Origin of the sequence: Aureimonas sp. Leaf427, assembly GCF_001425485.1 — a bacterium.
Taxonomy (GTDB): domain Bacteria; phylum Pseudomonadota; class Alphaproteobacteria; order Rhizobiales; family Rhizobiaceae; genus Plantimonas.
Genome location: NZ_LMQW01000034.1, coordinates 258606 through 277286 on the forward strand (window position 1 = coordinate 258606; position 18681 = coordinate 277286).

18 protein-coding genes are annotated in these 18681 nt (G+C 68.3%); 7 read left to right on the plus strand and 11 right to left on the minus strand.

Annotated features, from left to right (window positions below; genetic code table 11):
- Positions 1-39: 39 nt before the first annotated feature.
- The gene (locus tag ASG62_RS17330; RefSeq protein WP_056694047.1) at positions 40-1692 is read left to right on the plus strand and encodes a Na/Pi cotransporter family protein; all 1653 of its coding nucleotides are present in this window, start codon (positions 40-42) and stop codon (positions 1690-1692) included.
- 22 nt (positions 1693-1714) lie between these two features.
- On the opposite strand, the gene ASG62_RS17335 is transcribed toward ASG62_RS17330, so the two are convergent.
- The 8 genes from ASG62_RS17335 to metC all read right to left on the minus strand — a co-directional run bounded on the left by ASG62_RS17335 (position 1715) and on the right by metC (position 8025).
- On the minus strand, positions 1715-1981 hold the full coding sequence (locus tag ASG62_RS17335) for a hypothetical protein (protein WP_056693775.1): 267 nt from the start codon (positions 1979-1981) through the stop codon (positions 1715-1717).
- Between the two features lie 148 nt (positions 1982-2129).
- Positions 2130-2639 carry an OmpA family protein gene (locus ASG62_RS27030; RefSeq protein WP_056693778.1) on the minus strand — a complete coding sequence of 170 codons (510 nt, stop codon included), beginning with the start codon at positions 2637-2639 and terminating at the stop codon, positions 2130-2132.
- Positions 2640-2689: 50 nt separating this feature from the next.
- Positions 2690-4360, minus strand: a complete 1671-nt coding sequence (locus tag ASG62_RS27035; protein WP_056693781.1) for a hypothetical protein — start codon at positions 4358-4360, stop codon at positions 2690-2692.
- A complete protein-coding gene (locus ASG62_RS17350; RefSeq protein ID WP_056693783.1) occupies positions 4357-4779 on the minus strand; it encodes an ExbD/TolR family protein in 423 nt (140 codons plus the stop codon). Before ASG62_RS17350 ends, ASG62_RS27035 begins: the two co-directional genes overlap by 4 nt.
- 36 nt (positions 4780-4815) lie before the next feature.
- Positions 4816-5193 carry an ExbD/TolR family protein gene (locus ASG62_RS17355; protein WP_056693786.1) on the minus strand — a complete coding sequence of 126 codons (378 nt, stop codon included), beginning with the start codon at positions 5191-5193 and terminating at the stop codon, positions 4816-4818.
- Positions 5194-5259: 66 nt separating this feature from the next.
- Entirely contained in the window at positions 5260-5976 is a 717-nt protein-coding gene (locus ASG62_RS17360; protein WP_056693788.1) for a MotA/TolQ/ExbB proton channel family protein, read from the minus strand.
- Between the two features lie 123 nt (positions 5977-6099).
- Entirely contained in the window at positions 6100-6528 is a 429-nt protein-coding gene (locus ASG62_RS17365) for a hypothetical protein (protein WP_056693791.1), read from the minus strand.
- Positions 6529-6831: 303 nt separating this feature from the next.
- The gene (gene metC / locus ASG62_RS17370) at positions 6832-8025 is read right to left on the minus strand and encodes a cystathionine beta-lyase (RefSeq protein WP_056693794.1); all 1194 of its coding nucleotides are present in this window, start codon (positions 8023-8025) and stop codon (positions 6832-6834) included.
- A 224-nt stretch (positions 8026-8249) separates the two neighbouring features.
- Between metC and ASG62_RS17375 the strand changes: the two genes are divergently transcribed.
- The 4 genes from ASG62_RS17375 (at position 8250) to ASG62_RS17390 (ending at position 12906) form a co-directional block, all read left to right on the plus strand.
- Positions 8250-9269 carry an amino acid ABC transporter substrate-binding protein gene (locus ASG62_RS17375; protein WP_056693795.1) on the plus strand — a complete coding sequence of 340 codons (1020 nt, stop codon included), beginning with the start codon at positions 8250-8252 and terminating at the stop codon, positions 9267-9269.
- Between the two features lie 142 nt (positions 9270-9411).
- Complete coding sequence (locus tag ASG62_RS17380; RefSeq protein WP_056693798.1) at positions 9412-10602, plus strand: amino acid ABC transporter permease; 1191 nt, start codon at positions 9412-9414, stop codon at positions 10600-10602.
- Between the two features lie 16 nt (positions 10603-10618).
- Entirely contained in the window at positions 10619-12118 is a 1500-nt protein-coding gene (locus tag ASG62_RS17385; protein ID WP_056693803.1) for an amino acid ABC transporter permease, read from the plus strand.
- Between the two features lie 11 nt (positions 12119-12129).
- Positions 12130-12906, plus strand: coding sequence for an amino acid ABC transporter ATP-binding protein (locus ASG62_RS17390; protein WP_056693806.1), 777 nt, complete (start codon positions 12130-12132; stop codon positions 12904-12906).
- A gap of 393 nt (positions 12907-13299) precedes the next feature.
- On the opposite strand, the gene ASG62_RS17395 is transcribed toward ASG62_RS17390, so the two are convergent.
- From ASG62_RS17395 to ASG62_RS17405, 3 genes are all read right to left on the minus strand, one after another.
- Positions 13300-15267, minus strand: coding sequence for an OmpA family protein (locus ASG62_RS17395; protein WP_244487542.1), 1968 nt, complete (start codon positions 15265-15267; stop codon positions 13300-13302).
- Between the two features lie 157 nt (positions 15268-15424).
- Positions 15425-16591, minus strand: a complete 1167-nt coding sequence (locus tag ASG62_RS17400; protein ID WP_056693813.1) for an FAD-dependent oxidoreductase — start codon at positions 16589-16591, stop codon at positions 15425-15427.
- Between the two features lie 13 nt (positions 16592-16604).
- Positions 16605-16850 carry a zinc-finger domain-containing protein gene (locus ASG62_RS17405; RefSeq protein ID WP_056693817.1) on the minus strand — a complete coding sequence of 82 codons (246 nt, stop codon included), beginning with the start codon at positions 16848-16850 and terminating at the stop codon, positions 16605-16607.
- Between the two features lie 174 nt (positions 16851-17024).
- Here ASG62_RS17405 and ASG62_RS17410 point away from each other — a divergent pair, with 174 nt between their 5' ends.
- On the plus strand, positions 17025-17792 hold the full coding sequence (locus ASG62_RS17410) for an alpha/beta fold hydrolase (protein ID WP_056693819.1): 768 nt from the start codon (positions 17025-17027) through the stop codon (positions 17790-17792).
- Positions 17789-18679, plus strand: a complete 891-nt coding sequence (locus ASG62_RS17415; protein ID WP_056694050.1) for an alpha/beta fold hydrolase — start codon at positions 17789-17791, stop codon at positions 18677-18679. Before ASG62_RS17410 ends, ASG62_RS17415 begins: the two co-directional genes overlap by 4 nt.
- Positions 18680-18681: the final 2 nt, after the last annotated feature.

An 18681-nucleotide genomic window follows, 5' to 3' on the forward strand; every position in this document is an offset into this window, starting at 1 on the left:
TCCTGCCGGATGCAGGGCCGCCGAGCGAAGGAAACGCCCATGTCCGCGACCGAGGTTCTCGTAGGGCTGGCAGGACAGATCGCCCTCCTTCTATGGGGGCTGCATATGGTGACGAGCGGCGTTCAGCGTGCTTTGGGAAGCCGGCTTGCCGGCGTCGTGCGCATGGGGCTCGGCAATCGCGCGAAGGCGGCCCTGACCGGGTTCGGCATGACCGCGCTGCTCCAGAGCAGCACGGCGACGGCCATGATGGTCAGCGCGTTTGCCGCGGGCGGCGTGGTCGATCTCATGCCCGCGCTTTCGGTCATGCTCGGCGCCAATATCGGCACGACGCTGATCGTCCAGCTCGTCTCGTTCGATCTCTCCATGCTTTCGCCCGGCCTGATCCTGGTCGGTGTGCTCGCCTACCGCTCGGGCGGCCGACCTGTCCTGCGCGATATCGGCTCCGCGCTGGTCGGGCTCGGGCTGATGCTTCTGGCGCTTCGGCTCCTCACCGCCACGATGGCGCCGCTGGAGGCCTCGGCGGATCTGCGCGCCGTGCTCCATATTCTCGGGTCCGACCCGCTGCTCAACGTGCTGATGGCGGCGATTCTCGCCTGGGCCGCGCATTCGAGCGTCGCGGCGATTCTCTTCGTCATGTCGCTGGCGGGCGCCGGGGTCGTCGCGCCGGAGGCCGCGCTCGCCATGGTGCTCGGCGCCAATATCGGCAGCGCGCTGAACCCGGTCATCGCCCATCTCGGCGGCGATCCCGTGCACCTGCGCCTGCCGATCGGCAACCTCGTCAACCGACTGATCGGCGCGGCGCTTGCGATCGCCTTCGTGGAGCCGGCGTCCGTCCTGCTCCTCTCCTTCGACGATTCGCCCGCCCGGGCGGCGGCGGGCTTTCACATGCTCTTCAACATCGCGACGGGGCTCCTCTTCCTGCCGCTTCTCCGCCCGATGACCAAGCTCCTGAAGCGGCTTCTGCCGGCGGCCGCCGCGGCCAGCGATCCCGGCGCGCCGCGCTATCTCGACAGCGCCGCGCTGACGACGCCCTCCGTCGCGCTCTCCAATGCCGCGCGCGAGGTGCTGCGCATGGCGGACGTGATCGACACGATGCTGCGCCGCTCGCAGGAGGCTTTCCGCCACGACGATCCCGAGAAGATCGCGGCCACCAGCCGGCTCGACGACGTGCTCGACCGGCTGTTCCAGTCGATCCAGCTCTATCTCGGGGCGATCGGACAGGAGGAACTGGAGCCCGCCGAGCAGCGCAAGCTTTCCGACACGCTGACGCTGGCGATCAATCTCGAACATATGGGCGACATCATCGACCGCAATCTCATGGACGTCGCCGCCCGCCGCATCCGCCATGGCCTGCGTCTGTCGGAGGAGGCGGGGCGCCAGATCGAGGACATGCACACGCGCCTGATCGACCATCTCCAGCTGGCCGTCGCGGCCTTCATGTTCGGCGACCGGCAGGCCGCGCAGCGGCTGGTGCTGGAGAAGGAAGCGTTTCGCGAGATCGAGCGCGCGACCCAGGAGCGCCACTTCGCCCGGATGCGGCAGGGAACGGGCGCGGAGATCGACGCCAGCTCCCTCCAGCTCGACATCGTGCGCGATCTCAAGCGCATCGAGGCCCATATCGCGGCGACCGGCCACAGCCTGCTCGAACTTTCCGGCCAGCTGCGCCCGAGCCGCCTGCAGCCCGGTCTTTGACCCGGCCGCAGGCAATGGAGCTTCAGAGAGAACCGGGCTCGCGGCCGAGGGTGGGGGAAGCCGAGTGGCGCTGGCGGCGGCCGATGATCATCATCGGGATGCTGGCGAAGGAGAGGAGAAGCGTCAGCGCGGCGAAGAGGCCGATGGACGGGTTCTCCTCGACCGCGGTCGTGTAGAAGATGAGATAGATCTCATAGATGAAGGCCGGCGGCGCCAGGGTGAAGAGGCCGGCCCCGGCATAGCCGAGCGTGCGGAAGCTGGTGGTGACGAACGTATCCTCGCGGATCATGCCGATATCTCCTGAACGGTAGACGCCACCGTTGACAGGCGAAGCTTGCTCCAGACCATCTGCCGCTCGCGCCCGGCCGACGAAGAGCATCCGTCGGGCCCCGTCCTGTCAAAGGCTTAGCGGGGTCGGTCCGCATCCCTGAAGACCGTCAGCGGATGCGGATGCGCATTTCGACGCGGCGATTGGCGGGGTCGAGCGGATCGGACACACGCGGGTCGCTCTCGCCGAGGCCGGCGACCCCGAGCTTGTCCGGCGCGACGCCGCATTCGAGCAGAAAGTCGCGCACCGCCTTCGCGCGCCGCTCGGAGAGGCTCTGATTGTAGGCCGCGCCGCCACGCGCGTCGCTATGACCCTCGACGACGAAGCTTGCCGTCGCCAGCCGCTCGTCGGCCAGCGTCGCGGCGAAGGCCTTCAGGCTCTCGCGGGAGGCGGGCGTCAGCGTGGCGGAATCGAGATCGAACGCCACGAGAAGATCGAAGCCCTCCGGCGCGGTGAGCTTCTCGATACAGTCGGGCGAGGCGCCGATGCACAGGCCCCCGGCAAGACCGAAGGGCACGATGCCGCCAAGGCTTCGAAGCTCCGCGCCGGCCGGAACGGAAAGGCCGAATAGGGACAGGGCGACGGCCGCGAGGCGGACCGTGGTTGTAGGGGGCGACACGCTATCCTCCCGGTTCGTCCCGTCAGGCTTAGGATCGGTTCGAAGCACCATCAAGGCACGCTCGCCGTCGAGGGAGGGCCGACCGTGAAGGCGGCGAGGGCGACATCGAGCGACTGGCCCTTCTGCTTCAGAAGGCGGTCGATCTCCACGAAATAACGCCGGGCCTCGACGGGAACGGGCGGCCGCATGGTGGAAATCGGTCCGGCGCCGGCCAGCGCGACGAAGAGCTGGACGGTCGGCACGGGATCCCCGGTGAGGCTCAGCGGCGTCTCGAACACCCAGTCTCCGCCCGGCTCTCGCGACAGGAGGAAGCTGGCGTCCTGGATGCGGCCTTCGTCGTCCAGGATCAGCATCGTCAGGGGGCGCTCGCCCACCCCGACGATCCGCCCGGCGATCGTTGCGCCGCTGGCGATCGTGTCCGGCTGGAGCGTCAGTCGGACGGGGAAATCGGGATAGGCCGCCTGGCCGCGTGCAAAGGCGAGGACGGCGCATTGCGCCTGCGAGACCGTTCGGGCGGCGGCCTCGGGGCGCGGCCCCGTCCGCTTTTCCAGCGCGTCCTCGAACCCGGCAAGCTCGGTCTCGTCGCGCGAGAAGCCGGCAATGCTCAGCCTGTCATCGCCCGTCGCGATCGTCAGCGCGGCGAAACAGCCGCCGCCCTGGTAGCCGCGCACGAAGGCGTTGAGCGCCTCGCGGTCCGGCTCGGCCTCCGCCGCATCCGCCGGAAGCGCGGCGACCTGGGGCACCGGTTGCTGGGGAGCCGTATCGGCGGGCGCTGCGCCCGGGAGCGTGCGGGCGACCGAGGGCGTCGTCGGGACGGCGGGCGCGACCACGGCTCCGCCGACCCCGACGGCCTGCGGTACGGTCGGCGCCACGCGAGCGGCCGGAGACACCAGCGGCGATATGCCGGAACCGCCGCTTCCGCCGGACGGCGGGATGTTCGAGACCACCGGAGACGAGGACATGCCGCGCTGCGTCGCCGGCCGGCTGCCAACCGCGGCGATCGAGATGCGCGGCAGAGGCTGGGGTGCCGCGGCGCCGGACGACGCAACGATCGGGCTCGGCGTCCGGCTCGGCAAGGCGGCGCTGGGGGAGATCGCGACCGGAGCGGACGGCGCGATCGTGGGCGACGGTGCGGTGGCGGCGACTGAGCTGGAAGTCGGAGTCACGGAGGCCGGCGTGCCGGCGACGCGCGCGGCTGTCGGCGCCGCGATCGCCGACGGTGCCGCAGGTGTCGCGACGGCCGGCGCGGTGGGCGCCGTCGCCTCGACGGCGGTCGCAGCCGGCGGTGCGTCGGGCGTCGAGGCGATGGCGCGATCGTCCGCGAGGGCGGCCGGCGACGCCGTGCCCGACGCAATGACGCTCGCGATGCTGAGCGGATTGTCGCTGACCGTGGCGGCTGCGCCGGTCGAGGGCACCTGCGCCGGAACGGGGGCCTCCACCCTGGCGCCCAGCCGCGTCGCCGTGATCGGTGCCGCTTCGAGAACGCCGGCGCTTTGCGTCACAGCATCCGCCCGCCCGCCCCGCGTTTCCACCACGCTCACCCGGGCCGTCTCCGGCCGTTCCAGAAGCGTGATGACGCTTTCGGGCGGGCGCGAGGCGGCGATGGCGGCGCCGAACTGCTGGACCGTCACGATCAGCGGGAGATGGATGAGGGTGGCAAGCGTATAGGCGCCGATGCGCCACGCCCGATCTTCCGCCGAGGACGACAGAGCGCCAATCATGGCGCGGCCCTGCTGGCGATCTCACGCCGGGTGACGATCTTCAACGCCATGCCCGTGTCGCCGCGCAGGCGATCCATGAGCGTTAGGAGGTCGCGCGCCGAGAAGGTGCGATCCGCCATGATGTTCAGCGTCGCGAAGGCGGAGGGGTCCGCGAGACGCCGGGCGGCGATGGTGGAGAGGAGGTCGGCCTCCTCGATGGCCTCGCCATCCAGGAAGAGCGCGCCCTCCGGCATCACCGTCAGGAGCGGCCGGGGCAGGCGGTCGCCGGGCAGGAGTTCGGCCGTCGGCGGCGCGACGCTGAGTTCGGGCCGGTTCACCTGACTGCCGCTCGTGATGAAGAAGAGAAGCAGGAGGAAGACGATGTTGATCGCCGGGACGGCGAAGTCCATCGTGGGCGGGGATTTGCGCGCTTTCAGCATGGCGTCGCTTCGCGATCGGAGGGCGGCATGGCCGAACTATCGCATATCCGCGACGGCGATCGAAGCGAAGGCCGCGATCTTGGCGGCCTCCAGCGCGGCGACGAAATCCTGCACCGTCGCATCGGCCGAGGCGAGGATGGTGAGGCGCGTCGTGCCGCTGGCGGCCTCCTCGCGCAGGGCCGGGAGGAGGGCACCTGGGCTGAGCACCCGCCCGTTTAGGCGCACGCGACCGGCATCGACGGAGAGAAGAGCATCCGGCCGCGCCTCGCCGGACGTCGCGAGCGGCGGCGCCGCGGACGCCGGCCCGGAGGCCTGACCCTCCAGTGTCAGCATCGAGAAGGGCGTCAGCTGCGAGGACAGCATGAAGAAGGTGAGGAGAAGGAAGACGATGTCGACCAGCGGCGTCAGCACCATCGGGCGACGCAGCTTTCTGCGGGGGCGGAGGCCGAGGGGTGCCGTTTGCGGGCCTGACATGGCGGCTCAGCCGATTTCGTGGTCGCGAAGACGCTCGGCGCTTCGCGCAGGCGACGAAGCCGTTTTCGCGTCCCGGCTCGCATAGGGACGTCGAGCCTTCGCGAGGATCCTCGCGATGACGCTCTCCATCGCCAGCCGCTCGGTCTCGATCCGCTCCTCAAGCCAGCTTGCGACGAAGTAGAAGGGAATCGCGATGGCGAGGCCGACGGCGGTCGTCGACAGAGCGAGCCAGATGCCGCCCGCGAGCTGCCCGGGATCGCCGACGCCGCCGCTCGCGGCCAGCGCCCCGAAGGCGTCGATCATGCCGAGAACCGTGCCGAGCAGGCCGAGCATGGGCGCGGCCTGGACGATGGTCTCGAGCAGGCGCATCCGCCGCCCCATGGTGGCCAGGATGTCCGAGGCCGTGGTGAGGCCCGCATCGCGCGCGGCATCGAGCTGATCGGGCGCCCAGCCGATGGACCGCATCGTCTCGGCCGCGACGCGCGACAAGGCGGCCTTGTGCACCTCGACGGATTCGAAGGCGGCCTTGCGGTCGCCCTCCGCCCAGAGACGCAGGGCCCGGTCCGCTCTCTTGTGCGAGCCGACGCCGAGGCGGGCGAAATCCATGACCTTCAGGATGGATGTCGCAAGCGCCACGATCGAGACGACCACGAGCGCGCCCATGACCGGTCCGCCGATCGACAGGAACACCTGACGGAGAATATCGATATCCAGGTCCGGCATCGGCTTGCCCCTCTCTTCTTCGCCGCTCTCACTACGACATCCGGATGATCGCTTCGTGATCCCGGATGTCGGCGTCCGCTCCCTCGCCGCGCGGGGAGCGGTGCGCCTCGCGTTTGACCCGGACTACAGGTCGAGCGCGATCGAGGTGCGCGAGGTCGGCTTTGCGGCGTCGAGGCAGAGCGGCAGGGTCGCGCCGCCGGCCTCGCAGCGCGATGCGCTGTTGATGACGATGCGGGAAATGTCGGCGCATTTCGAATTGGCGATGTCGAACTGGACGATCTTCGTCTTGCGCTGGGGCAGAGCCCCGAAGTCGAGGAGAACGAACTGCGAGATGCGCTGGCCGCCGTCGAAGACGACGACCTCGTAGGACACCGCCTCGAGGGCCCTGTCCGTGCCGTTATAGGCGACGAAGGCGAGGCGGCAGCCGTCGCCGACATCGTTGGCCGTGTTGAGTTCGAGCGCGAGAGCCGAGGCAGGCGACGCATTTTGTGCAGCGGACGGCGCATCCTGCGCGGCCGCCGGCGCGAGCCCGCCGGCCAGGAACGCCGCCATACAGGCCAGGACCCGCAATCTCGAACGCGACGACGCCATCTTCGAAAACTCCACTCGATACGCTGCATGCCGGCGCGACAAACACCTGCGCCATTTGCGACATTGGCATCATTCGCCCGCCAGTTCAAACCGTCGACGGAGGTCTCGTAGGGCGGATCTGCGGTCGGCCGAGGGCACTTCGGAACTCGGGTGCGGGTCCGTCGCCGATGCCTGTCCATGCCGAAGGCATCGGCGACGGACCGGCATGGAACGGCTGGCGGATCACCCCCGGCGGTTTGGGCCGCCGCGGGTCGAGGCCGGTCGTTAAAGACCGCGCTTCACGTCCGCGAGGGCCGCAAAGCCCCGTTCCAGATCGGTTTTCAGATCGGCCACGTCCTCCAGTCCGACCTGGAGACGGATGACGGGGCCCTCCGGCGCCGCCGTCGCATGGCGGCGGTCCGAGAGGTCGACGTGGACCGCGAGGCTTTCGAATCCGCCCCAGGAAAAGCCGAGGCCGAAGAGCTTCAGCGCATCGAGGAAGGCCGCCGCCTCCCGGTCTCCGCCGCCCGCGAGGACGAAGGAGAAGAGGCCGCTCGCGCCCTTGAACTGGCGCTTCCAAAGATCGTGGCCGGCAAAGGAGGGCAGGGCGGGGTGGAGCACCCGGGCGACCTCGTCCCGACCTTCGAGCCATTCGGCGAGGGCTAGCCCCGATTCCTGATGGCGCTCCAGGCGCAGGCCCATCGTCTTCAGACCGCGCAGGACGAGATAGGTGTCGTCGGGCGCGGCATTGATGCCGATGGTCATCTGCGTGTCGCGCAGGCGCGCATAGGTGGCGGCATTGGCCGAGACGCTGCCCATCATGACGTCGGAATGGCCGCCCGGATATTTCGTCAGCGCATGGATCGAGAGGTCGACGCCGTGGTCGAGCGGGCGGAAGAAGAGGGGCGTCGCCCAGGTGTTGTCGATCATGGTGACAGCGCCGCCGGCGTGCGCGACGTCGCAGGCCGCCTTGATGTCCATCATCTCGAACGTGTTGGAGCCCGGCGCTTCCAGAAACACGACCTTGGTCTCCGGCCGCATCAGCGCCACGATGCCGTCCGGACGGGCCGGGTCGAAATACTCGACCTCGACGCCCATCCGCTTCAGCACCGTATCGGCGAACTTGCGCGTCGGCGAGTAGACGCAATCGACGATGAGGACATGATCGCCATGGCCGAGAAAGGCGAGAAGCGGAATCGTCACCGCGGCCAGACCGGAGGGAAGAAGGATCGTGCCGGCGGAGCCTTCCAGCTCGTCGAGCGCATCTTCCAGCGCGTCGGTCGTCGGCGTTCCCCAGAGCGCGTAGCGATACTTCCCGCCTCGGCGCCGCATCGTCTCGGTATCTTTGAACAGAACCGTCGAGGCGTGCACGACCGGCGTGTTCACGAAGCCGTGGAATTCGTCGGGATCACTTCCAGATCGAACCAACTGCGTGTTCGGGCCCCATTTGGCCAGGGACGAATGCTCTTCTTTGCTCAATTGATGGGCTTCCAGCTTCGTTTTCGGGCAGTTTCAGGCGGAAAAAGCTTTCCCCTGAAAAAAAAGTATCACAACCTTGACCTGCCAATTTTTTTGGCATGATGTCGAGGGGGTAAAGGCGTCCGCGAGGACGCCTTCCGGCGGTTTCCGAGCAGAATAGCGTTTGCATCGTTCGGCTTAGCGCATCCGGATCGGACAATGACATTCCAATGGGAAGGTATCTCATGAAGACGAAGCTTCTGACAGCCGCGCTCGGCCTCGCCGTTGCGGGTCTCGCAGCCAGCCATGCCTCGGCAGCGACCCTCGACGACGTCAAGGCGCGCGGCACTCTCAGATGCGGCGTGAACACCGGCCTGCCCGGTTTCGCTTCGCAGAACGATGCCGGCCAGTGGCAGGGCCTCGACATCGACTACTGCAAGGCCGTCGCCGCAGCCGTCTTCGGTGACGTCACGAAGGTCCAGTACGTTCCCCTCTCGGCCGTTCAGCGCTTCCCCGCGCTTCAGAACAACGAGATCGATCTCCTCGCCCGCAACACGACCTGGACCATGAACCGCGACACCGCGCTCGGTCTCGATTTCGTGGGCATCAACTACTACGACGGCCAGGGCTTCATGGTGAAGAAGGAGTTGAACATCAACTCCGCGCTGCAGCTCTCGGGCGCCACGGTCTGCGTGCAGAGCGGCACGACGACCGAGCTGAACCTCGCCGACTACTTCGCCGCCAACAACATGCAGTTCAACCCCGTCGTCATCGAGGCGCAGAACGACGTGAACGGTGCCTATGACAGCGGCCGCTGCGACGTTCTGACCACGGACCAGTCGGGCCTCTACGCCTCGCGCCTGGAGCTGGCCAAGCCGGACGACAACATCGTCCTGCCCGAGATCATCTCCAAGGAGCCGCTCGGACCCGCCGTGCGCGGCGGCGACTCGCAGTGGTTCGACGTCGTGAAGTGGACCCACTTCGCGCTTCTGAACGCCGAGGAGCTGGGCATCACGCAGGCCAATGTCGAGGAGATGAAGAACTCCCCGAACCCCGAGATCAAGCGCATGCTCGGCGTCGGCTCGACCTTCGGCGCCGATGCCGGCCTGCCCAACGACTGGGTCGTCGCCATCGTCAAGGGCGTCGGCAATTACGGCGAGGTCTTCGAGCGCAACATCGGCGCGTCCACCCCGCTCGGCATCGCGCGCGGCCAGAACGCTCTCTGGACCAAGGGCGGCCTCCAGTACGCACCGCCGATCCGCTGATCGATCGAAGGCGGGCCAGGCCCTCGGGAGCCGGCCCGCTATCGCATGACAAAGGACCCGCGCCAACGGCGCGGGTCCTCCGCAGCCGCCCGGGCCACCTTCGGCCGAGTTCGATCAACCCTGGAGAGGCAAGCAACGCTTCATGACCGCCGAGACCCATCCGCTGCCGCGCCAAGGCTCGAAAACCGCGATCTTCACCAATCCGACCGTGCGCAGCGCCGTGGTGCAGGTCGTTCTTCTCGGCGCGCTCGTCGCCTTCGCCTGGTGGATCATCGACAACACCGCCGCCAATATGCGGCAGGCGAACATGGCGTCCGGCTTCGGCTTTCTCGGCACGCGGTCGAGCTTCGAGATCGGCCAGCATCTCATCGAATATTCCAGCAATTCCACCTATGGCCGGGCGATCCTCGTCGGCATTCTGAACACGCTGGTCATCGCGATCTCCGGCATCGTGCTCGCGACCATTCTCGGCTTCATCGTCGGCATCGGGCGCCTGTCGCGCAACTTCCTCGTCCGCAGCCTCGCCACGGTCTATGTCGAGACCTTCCGCAACATCCCGCCGCTGCTGGTTATCCTCTTCTGGTATTTCGGCGTCCTGGCGCTGCTGCAGGCGCCGCGCGGTCTCGCCGAGTCGCCGATCGGCGTCTACCTGACCAATCGCGGTCTCCAGATTCCCGCCGTGATCTTTCAGCCGCTGGCCTGGGTGACGCTCGCGGCGCTCGTCGTCGGCATCGTCGCGACGATCCTTCTCAGCCGCCGGAACAAGGCGCATCAGCTCGCGACCGGCGAGCGGCGGAGCCTCCTTCTTCCGGCTCTTGGCCTCATCGTCGGCCTTCCCGTCGTCGCCTTTGTCGCGACCGGCCTGCCGGGCACGCTCGAGTTTCCGGCGGCGACGCGCTTCAATCTCGTCGGCGGCCTGCAGGTCCGGCCCGAATACATCGCCCTGTTCCTGGCGCTCTCGATCTATACGGGCGCCTTCATCGCCGAGATCGTGCGCGCCGGCATTCTGTCGGTCTCCAAGGGACAGAGCGAGGCGGCGATGGCGCTCGGGCTGACGCGCAGCCAGCTTCTGCGCCTCGTCGTGGTGCCGCAGGCCTTCCGGGTGATCATCCCGCCGCTGACGAGCCAGTATCTGAACCTCACCAAGAACTCGTCTCTCGGCTTCGCGATCGGCTATCCCGAGCTCTATTCGATCGGCTCGACCGTCGCCAACCAGGCGGGCCAGACGGTCGAGGTCGTGGCGATCTGGATCTGCGCCTATCTCGGCATCAGCCTCGTCTCGTCCTTCCTGATGAACATGTTCAACGCCCGCATGGCGTTGGTCGAACGCTGATCCCGGAGCGCACCCCATGGAAGAACAAGTCGCGCGCTTCGTCTCGACCGAGCCCAAGCTGCCTCTGCCGCCGCCGGCCGGAGAAACGGGTCCGATTGCCCGCATTCGCAAGAACCTCTTCGCGACGCCGGTCGACGCCCTCCTGACGATCCTGGCCGCTGCGCTGATCGTCTACGTCGTCTATCATCTCTTCGAATGGGGCATCGTCAACGCGGCCTTCACGGGTAGCGACCGGTCTGTCTGCCTGCCCGCCGAAGGGCGTGAAGCCGGCGCCTGCTGGGCGTTCATCGGGGCGAAGTTCGAGCTCTTCATGTACGGCATCTATCCCGAAGCCGAACGCTGGCGGGCCGATCTCCTGATCATCCTTCTCGTGGCGCTCGTCGTTCCGATCGCCATTCCGAGCGTGCCCTTCAAGCGGCTGAACGCGATCCTGCTTCTCGCGGTGTTCCCCTTCGTCGCGCTGGTGCTTCTGACGGGTGGCGACTTCAATCTCGGCGCGAGCGGCGCGGCCTTCTTCATGCTGCTCGCCGCTGCCGTGACGCTCTATGTCGCAAGTGGCAAGATCGGTTTCCGCTGGGAGGCGCCGCTCGTCCGGCTGGCGCTCGGCCTTCTCGCCGTGTCCTTCGTCGCCTTCGTGGCGTCGCTCGTGGTGAAGACGGACGACGTGCGCTTTCTCGACTTCGAGCTGACCGTTGCCGGCCTCGTCTCCGTCGGCGCGGCGATTTTCGTCGTCGTCCTCACGGCGATCTCGACGCTCGCAACGCCCGAGACGCGCGGGACGGTTCTCTCCGTGCTGACGCCCTTCGTCGCCATCGTGGCCGTGCTTGCCTTCCTCACGTCCGATCTCGGCCTGACGCCCGTCGCCACCAATTCCTGGGGCGGCCTTCTTCTGACGCTCGTCGTCGCGATCTCTGGCATCGTCGCGTCGCTGCCGCTCGGCATTCTGCTGGCGCTCGGTCGGCGCTCGAAAATGCCGATCGTGAAGATGTTCTCGGTGATCTTCATCGAGTTCTGGCGCGGTATTCCGCTGATCACCGTGCTCTTCATGGCGAACTTCATGCTGCCGCTCTTCCTGCCGCCGGGCGTCAGCTTCGACCAGCTCCTGCGCGTTCTCGTCGGCGTCGCCCTCTTCTCGGCCGCCTACATGGCCGAGGTCATCCGCGGCGGTCTCCAGGCGATCCCGAAGGGCCAGTACGAAGGCGCCGATGCGATGGCGCTGACCTATTGGCAGAAGATGCGGATGATCATCCTGCCGCAGGCGCTGAAACTCGTGATCCCGGGCATCGTCAACACGTTCATCGGGCTCTTCAAGGATACGAGCCTCGTCGCGGCAGTCGGTCTCGCCGATCTGCTTGGCCAGGTCCGGCGCGGCTTCAGCGACCAGAACTGGGCGACGGAAAACACGCCCGCGACGGGTCTCGTCTTCGCCGCCTTCGTCTTCTGGCTCTTCTGCTTCTCGATGTCGCGCTATTCCGTCTACATGGAACGCCGCCTCGATACCGGACACAAACGATAAGGACCTCGGCCATGTCGCAGACCGCACCCGCCGCGTCGAAGATGCAGATCTCCAACGAGGTCGCCGTCGAACTCGTCGCCGTCAACAAATGGTATGGCGAATTCCATGTCCTTCGGGACATCAACCTCCGGGTCCGCCGCGGCGAGCGCATCGTCGTCTGCGGTCCTTCGGGGTCCGGCAAGTCGACCATGATCCGCTGCATGAACCGGCTGGAGGAGCATCAGAAGGGCCAGATCGTCATCGACGGAATCGAACTCACCAACGATCTGAAGAAGATCGACGAGGTGCGTCGCGAGGTCGGAATGGTGTTCCAGCACTTCAACCTCTTCCCGCACCTGACCATTCTTGAAAACTGCACGCTCGCGCCGATTTGGGTCCGCAAGATGCCGAAGGCCAAGGCCGAGGAGATCGCGATGCACTTCCTGAAGCGCGTGCGCATTCCCGAGCAGGCGAACAAGTATCCGGGGCAGCTCTCCGGCGGCCAGCAGCAGCGCGTGGCCATTGCCCGCTCGCTCTGCATGAACCCGAAGATCATGCTCTTCGATGAGCCGACGTCGGCCCTCGATCCCGAGATGATCAAGGAAGTGCTGGACGTGATGGTCGGGCTCGCCGAGGAGGGCATGACCATGATCTGCGTCACGCACGAGATGGGCTTCGCCCGGCAGGTGGCCAACCGCGTCATCTTCATGGATGCCGGTCAGATCGTGGAGCAGAACGAGCCGGTCGCCTTCTTCACCAACCCGCAGCACGAGCGCACCAAGCTCTTCCTCTCGCAGATTCTGCACTAGCGCCTGCCCGGTTCATTCTGAACCAGACAGGCCCTGGATTTCCTCCGTTTCGTTTGTCTTTTCGGGATAACCGGTTTCCACTTATCCCTGACAAATGCTAAGGCCGCGAGCTTCGCGCCGCCCAGAGATCGGGTGGCGCGTCGCCTGATGTTTCGATTCAACGGCGGCTGAAAAGCTGGGAGATCGAAGACGTTGGGCGGATCGTCTCTCGATCCGAATCAAGGAGAAGCCGGCGGCTCCATGAGAGCCGCCGGCTTTTTCGTTTCGCAGGTTCGGACCGAACGGTTCGGCAGTCTGCGGTGTCGCTTGAGTCGAGGTCTCGGGGTCTTCAGGTCTGCGAGACCTTTGCAGGCGGCCGCGAGTGCCGCCTGCGTGAGAGTCATGCTGCTCTGATCACTGCGCCTTGGCGGTGGTCACGGGCTTCACCAGCGAGGTGATGCGGCGCAGGGTCACGCGCCGGTTTTCGCGGCTTGGCTCCTGCGTGTTCACCTTCAGGTCTTCCTCGCCATAGCCCTGCGTCACGAGGTTTTCGGCGGGAACGTCGAAATACTCCGTCAGGGCCGAGGCCACGGCTTCCGCGCGCTCGTCGGAAAGGGCGAGGTTCGCGATGTTCTTGCCCACCGCGTCCGTATGTCCTTCGATGAGGAAGGTCTCGCCGGGATTGGCCTTGATGACGCGGGAGACCGCGTCGGCCAGCGCCTGGAGGTTCTTCACCTCCGCCTGGGAGATCGAGGCCGAGCCGAAGTCGAAGTTGATCGTGTTCACGTCGATGCGGCGCACCTTCTCGCGGATGCGGGGGGAGCGACGCACTTCGTCGACCGAATAGATCCGCTCCACCGTTTCGACGGGCGGCGCGATGATCGTGTTGAAGTAGAGCTCCTCGTCGGGCTCGGAGACGTCCACGATATACTCGTCCTCGGGGATGGCGAGGTCGAGCGGCGGCAGGTCGGCGCCGGGATCGTAGAAATAGTCGGGCCGCTGCTCGTCCTCGGAATAGGGGTCGTAGAAGAGCACGACCTCCTCGTCGCCGGGCAGGATGCGCGAGCGCTGGATGACGTCGCCATATTCGTTGGTGATCGTCACGACCCTCACGCCGTTCGGCCGAACGATCGTCTCGCGATAGCGGCCGCGCGGCAGCTGCTCGGTGTAGCGCTCGGTCGAATCCGCGCGCAGGCGCTGATCGTCGTCCGAGCGGATGAAGTAGGTCGCGGCGGCTCCGACCGCCGCGCCGACGACTGCGGCGCCGGCGATGGCGATGATGTCGCGATCGCGAACGCGCTGAACGACCTCCGTCTGCGGGGGCAGGATGTATTGCGGAGCGGTCTCGACACGCTGGCCCTGCTCGACCGTCACCGACTGCACCACGACCGGCTGCGAGAGCTGCTGGACGCGCGCATCGCTCTGGTTGATCGCTGCGGGATCGACTGGTGCCGTCTGCACCTCGACCGGAACGGCCTGGGGCGTTTCGGCGACGGGCGGAGCGGCCGGTTGCGCCGGCGCGGCCTGCGCGGCGGCATCGGGAGCCGGCGTCACCGTGCCGGGCGCTGCAGGCGCGGCCGCGTCAGGCGCGACCGGAGCTGTGGCATCCGGGGCGACAGGCGCGGTGCCCGGAGCTGCAGGGGCCGCCGCGTCGGGGGCAGCGGGCGGGGTGCCGGGAGCGGCCGGGGCAGCGTCATCGGGAGCCGCCGGAGCCACGCCGCCGGCGGGAGCGGTCGCATCCGGTGCAGGGCTTGCGGGGGCGGCCGCCGGGGCGTCGGCGGCCGGAGGCGTTGCGGCCGGAGCTTCGGCTGCCGGAGGAGCGGCGGGCGTCGGTGCTTCCGCCGGAGCGGGCGCAGCTGCCGGCGTTTCCGCTGCGGGGGCCGGCGCTTCCGCAGGTGCCGGTTCGGATCTGGCTGCGGGCGCCGCCTCGGGGGCCGGCGTCTCGGCGGGGGCCGGTGCCGGCTCGGGTGCCGCCGGCTCCGGCGCTGCCGGTGCCTCGGGCTCGGGAGCCGGGGCCTCGGGCGCGGGGGCCGGTGCAGGCTCCTCGGCGGGCGCAGGCGCGGGTTCAGGCGCTGGAGCGGGCTCGGGCTCTGGAGCGGGGGCCGGTTCCTCGGCGGCAGGTTCCGGGGCCGCGGGCTCCGGGGCCGGAGGCGGCTCTTCCGCGACGGGCTCCGGCGGTGCCGGCTCGGGCGCGGGTTCCGGCTGGGGGGCAGGCTCTTCCGCGGGTGCGGCCTCGGCGGGCGGCACTTCGTCCGGCGCGGCCTGGGCCAAGCGAAGGCGCGCGGCCTCCTCGGCATAGGCGAAGGACGGGGCCGTCAGCGTTGTGGAGGCGGCGAGGGCCGCCATCATCAGCAAGCTGCCGGTTTTCTTCAAAGTCGGCATAGGTCTACCTTTGTTCGAGATCCGTCCCTTACGGATGTCACCTGTTCGCGCGGCCCGTCGGCCATGCGCAAGCCACGGCCGCTCGCGCTTCAGCGCAACCGGTCGCCTGCCGAGAAGTAGGGCAGCGCGATGGTGGTTCCATGACGCCGCGCCCGCGTCAGCGATCCGGCGGCGTCCAATCGTAGAGCCAGGCGAGGTCGCGCTTCAGCGCGCTTTGCGGGCGCAGCGCGAGCGCGGCATCGCGAGCCCAGGCGAAGGGCGGCGGCAGATGGTAGACGAGCCGGTGGAAGGCGACCCGGCGGCGAACCTTCTCCAGCCGGGCGCGGCGCGCCTCGCGGAAAACGGCTGCTGCTTCTCCGAGCGAGGACGAGGTCTCGACCGCATCGGCCAGGACGGCCGCGTCCTCGATCGCCATGGCGGCTCCCTGCGCGGCGAAGGGCAGCATGGCATGGGCCGCGTCGCCGATGAGCACGATGCCCTCGGGAAGCTTCGCCTCCATGCGGTCGGTCTCGAAGAGCGACCAGGCCGTGACGGGGCCCGCGCGATCGAAGAGCGCGAGCAGGCGAGAGTCCCAGCTGGCGAAGCGGCGGACGAGATCGGATCGGTCGACCGGGCGCGGCGCTCCGTCCTTCACGGCGGGACCGATCGCCACGAGGTTGGTCCTCGCACCGGCGGCGACGGGATAGGCGACGGCGTGATGCCGCGTGCCGAGCCAGGCCTCGATGCTGCCGGAGGGGGATGGCGCGTCCAGCATCATGCGATAGGCGGCGAGGCCGGTGAAGACGGGCGCGTCGAGGGCGAGCGCCGAGGCGACGGCGGAGCGGACGCCATCGGCCGCGACGATCAGGCGGCGGCCGATCCTCGTGGTCTCGACGCCCGCGCCATCGCGGGTCGCGATCTCGAACGTCGCGGACGCGGTCGATGTCAGCGCGACGAGGCTCTGGTCGAGCGCCAGCCGGATGCGAGGCTCCGCCATGACGGCATCGACGAGGGTCGCCTGGAGGTCGGACCGCAGGATCGAGAGGTAAGGCGTTCCGTCGCCGGAAAGAACCGGCACCGAGGCGAGAACGCGGCCCGACCGGCCCGAGCGCAGCGTCACGGCTTCGGCCGAGACCCCTCGTTCCCTCAAGGCGGGGAGCAGGCCGAGGCGGCCGAGGACGCGGAGCGCGTTCGGCGACAGCTGGAGACCGGCGCCGACCTCCTCGAGCCGGGGAGAGCGCTCCAGGATCTCGACCTCGTGCCCGGCTTTCGCCAGACAGAGGGCTGCCGTCAGGCCCGCGATCCCGGCGCCGACGATCGTCGCGGGTTCGGGCCCGAGTTTCATCGACGGGTCGGTTTCAGGCGGCGCGCTCGACGAAGAGGCAGCCGGACGGGCGCGTCTCTTCGGCCTTCAGGGCCGGATCGTAGCGATAGAGGGTCGAGCAGTAGCCACAGACCTTCTCGCCCTCGTCGCCCATGTCGAGATAGACATGCGGGTGGTCGAAGGGCGGATTGGCGCCGACGCACATGAATTCGGTGACGCCGATCTCGATCGCGTCGTGTCCACCGTCGTTCTGGAAATGGGGAATGATGTGAGCGGCCATCGGCTCGTCCTCGGCGCATGAGCATGGTTCGGTTCGGCGGGACCATAGTCGCGGCGCTTTCAAAAGAACAGGGTGGCCGGACGGGGCCGCGCTGCGATATGGGCTGCGCATGAAGGGGGCGGCGCCGGGTCGTCGTCCCGTCCACGCGCGATCGCCGAGCAGGAGCCGGACCGGATGGATGTCTTCGAGAACGAAGGTCTGAAGCTCGCCTTCATCGACGAGGGCGATCCGAGCGCGCCCGCGATCGTGCTCGTCCACGGTTTCGCCTCCACGCTCGCCGTGAACTGGGTCGATCCCGGCTGGGTCGCGACGCTGACCGGCGCAGGCTACCGGGTTCTCGCCTTCGACCATCGCGGACACGGCAAAAGCGAGAAGCCGCACGATCCCGCCGCCTACGCGCCGCAGCGCATGGCCTCCGACATCCGGGCGCTGATGGCTGCGCGAGGGGTCGGGACAGCGGTCCTCTTCGGCTATTCCATGGGCGCCCGCGTTTCCGCGTTCGCCGCGATCGAGACGCCGGAGCTTTTCCCCGCCCTCGTCTTCGGCGGCCTTGGCCTCGGGCTCGTCGACGGCGTCGGCGACTGGGACCCGATCGCGGAGGCTCTGCTCGCGCCCTCTCTCGACGACGTGACGCATGAGCGCGGCCGCATGTTCCGCGCCTTCGCCGATCGCACGCGGAGCGACCGGCTGGCGCTCGCCGCCTGCATCAAGACCTCGCGCGTCGAGCCCGGCATCGAGGAGGTCGCCGGCATCGCGGTTCCCGTTCTCGTCGGCGTCGGCACGCGCGACGATATTGCCGGGTCCGCTGAGGGGCTCGCCGCCCTGATGCCCCATGCCGAGGCCTTCGCCATCCAGAACCGCGACCATATGCTGGCGGTCGGCGACCGGAGCTTCAAGGCCGAGGTCCTGCGCTTCCTGGAGGCCCATCCTTGGGCGGCGTGAAGCCGGCCGAGCCGGTCGCCGTCTCCTATCGCGGGGCGGACGGGAACCGGATCGCCGGTGTCCGCTTCGGAGATGGCGGCGCTCCCGTTCTCCTTCTCCACGGGGCCGGTCAGACGCGCTATGCCTGGACGCGAACGGGCGGGGCGCTCGCGAGCGTCGGCTTCCGCGCGATCGCGCTGGACCAGCGGGGCCACGGCGAGAGCGACTGGGTGGCGGACGGGGCCTATGCGTTCGAGGATTTCGGGCGCGATGCGCTCGCGATCTGCCGCGCGATCCGCGACGAGTCCGGCGAGCCGCCGATTCTCGTCGGCGCCTCGCTCGGCGGGATCGCGGGGCTGATCGCCAGCCATGCCACCGAGAGCGAAATCCTGAAGGCGCTGGTCCTCGTGGACGTGACGCCGAGTCTGGCGCTGGCGGGGCTCCTGCGCATACGGGCTTTCATGGCCGAGCATCTGGAAACGGGGTTCGCCTCGCTGGAGGAGGCGGCCGAGGCTGTGGCGCGCTATCAGCCGGGGCGCTCGCGGCCCCCCTCGCTCGACGGGCTCTCGCGCAATCTGCGCAGGCAGGCGGACGGCCGGTTTCATTGGCATTGGGACCCCGCTCTGCTTCTCAGCTCGCGAAACGTGATGAGCGGCGGGGAGGAAGGAGCAGTGCAGCTTCGCGCGGCGGCGGCGGCGTTCCGCGCGCCCGCGCTGCTCGTGAAAGGCGGCGCGTCCGACCTCGTGACGGCGCCGGAGGTCGAGGAATTCCTGCGCCTCGTGCCGCATGCGGGCTTCGTCGATATCGCGGATGCCGGCCATATGGTGGCCGGCGATCGCAACGATGTCTTCGCCGCGGCGATCCTCGGCTTTCTCGAAGCTCTTTCGCCGAACGCCGCGAAACGGTAACG

Bases quoted from the DNA above. Each gene is read 5' to 3' on its own strand.
- ASG62_RS17385 (WP_056693803.1), top strand. From the start codon at position 10,619: ATGGAAGAACAAGTCGCGCGCTTCGTCTCGACCGAGCCCAAGCTGCCT.
- ASG62_RS17335 (WP_056693775.1), bottom strand. From the start codon at position 1,981: ATGATCCGCGAGGATACGTTCGTCACCACCAGCTTCCGCACGCTCGGC.
- ASG62_RS17400 (WP_056693813.1), bottom strand. From the start codon at position 16,591: ATGAAACTCGGGCCCGAACCCGCGACGATCGTCGGCGCCGGGATCGCG.
- ASG62_RS17350 (WP_056693783.1), bottom strand. From the start codon at position 4,779: ATGCTGAAAGCGCGCAAATCCCCGCCCACGATGGACTTCGCCGTCCCG.
- ASG62_RS17355 (WP_056693786.1), bottom strand. From the start codon at position 5,193: ATGGTGCTGACGCCGCTGGTCGACATCGTCTTCCTTCTCCTCACCTTC.
- ASG62_RS17410 (WP_056693819.1), top strand. From the start codon at position 17,025: ATGGATGTCTTCGAGAACGAAGGTCTGAAGCTCGCCTTCATCGACGAG.
- ASG62_RS17360 (WP_056693788.1), bottom strand. From the start codon at position 5,976: ATGCCGGACCTGGATATCGATATTCTCCGTCAGGTGTTCCTGTCGATC.
- ASG62_RS17330 (WP_056694047.1), top strand. From the start codon at position 40: ATGTCCGCGACCGAGGTTCTCGTAGGGCTGGCAGGACAGATCGCCCTC.
- ASG62_RS17405 (WP_056693817.1), bottom strand. From the start codon at position 16,850: ATGGCCGCTCACATCATTCCCCATTTCCAGAACGACGGTGGACACGAC.
- ASG62_RS17375 (WP_056693795.1), top strand. From the start codon at position 8,250: ATGAAGACGAAGCTTCTGACAGCCGCGCTCGGCCTCGCCGTTGCGGGT.
- ASG62_RS17390 (WP_056693806.1), top strand. From the start codon at position 12,130: ATGTCGCAGACCGCACCCGCCGCGTCGAAGATGCAGATCTCCAACGAG.
- ASG62_RS17380 (WP_056693798.1), top strand. From the start codon at position 9,412: ATGACCGCCGAGACCCATCCGCTGCCGCGCCAAGGCTCGAAAACCGCG.
- ASG62_RS17395 (WP_244487542.1), bottom strand. From the start codon at position 15,267: ATGCCGACTTTGAAGAAAACCGGCAGCTTGCTGATGATGGCGGCCCTC.
- ASG62_RS27035 (WP_056693781.1), bottom strand. From the start codon at position 4,360: ATGATTGGCGCTCTGTCGTCCTCGGCGGAAGATCGGGCGTGGCGCATC.
- ASG62_RS17365 (WP_056693791.1), bottom strand. From the start codon at position 6,528: ATGGCGGCGTTCCTGGCCGGCGGGCTCGCGCCGGCGGCCGCGCAGGAT.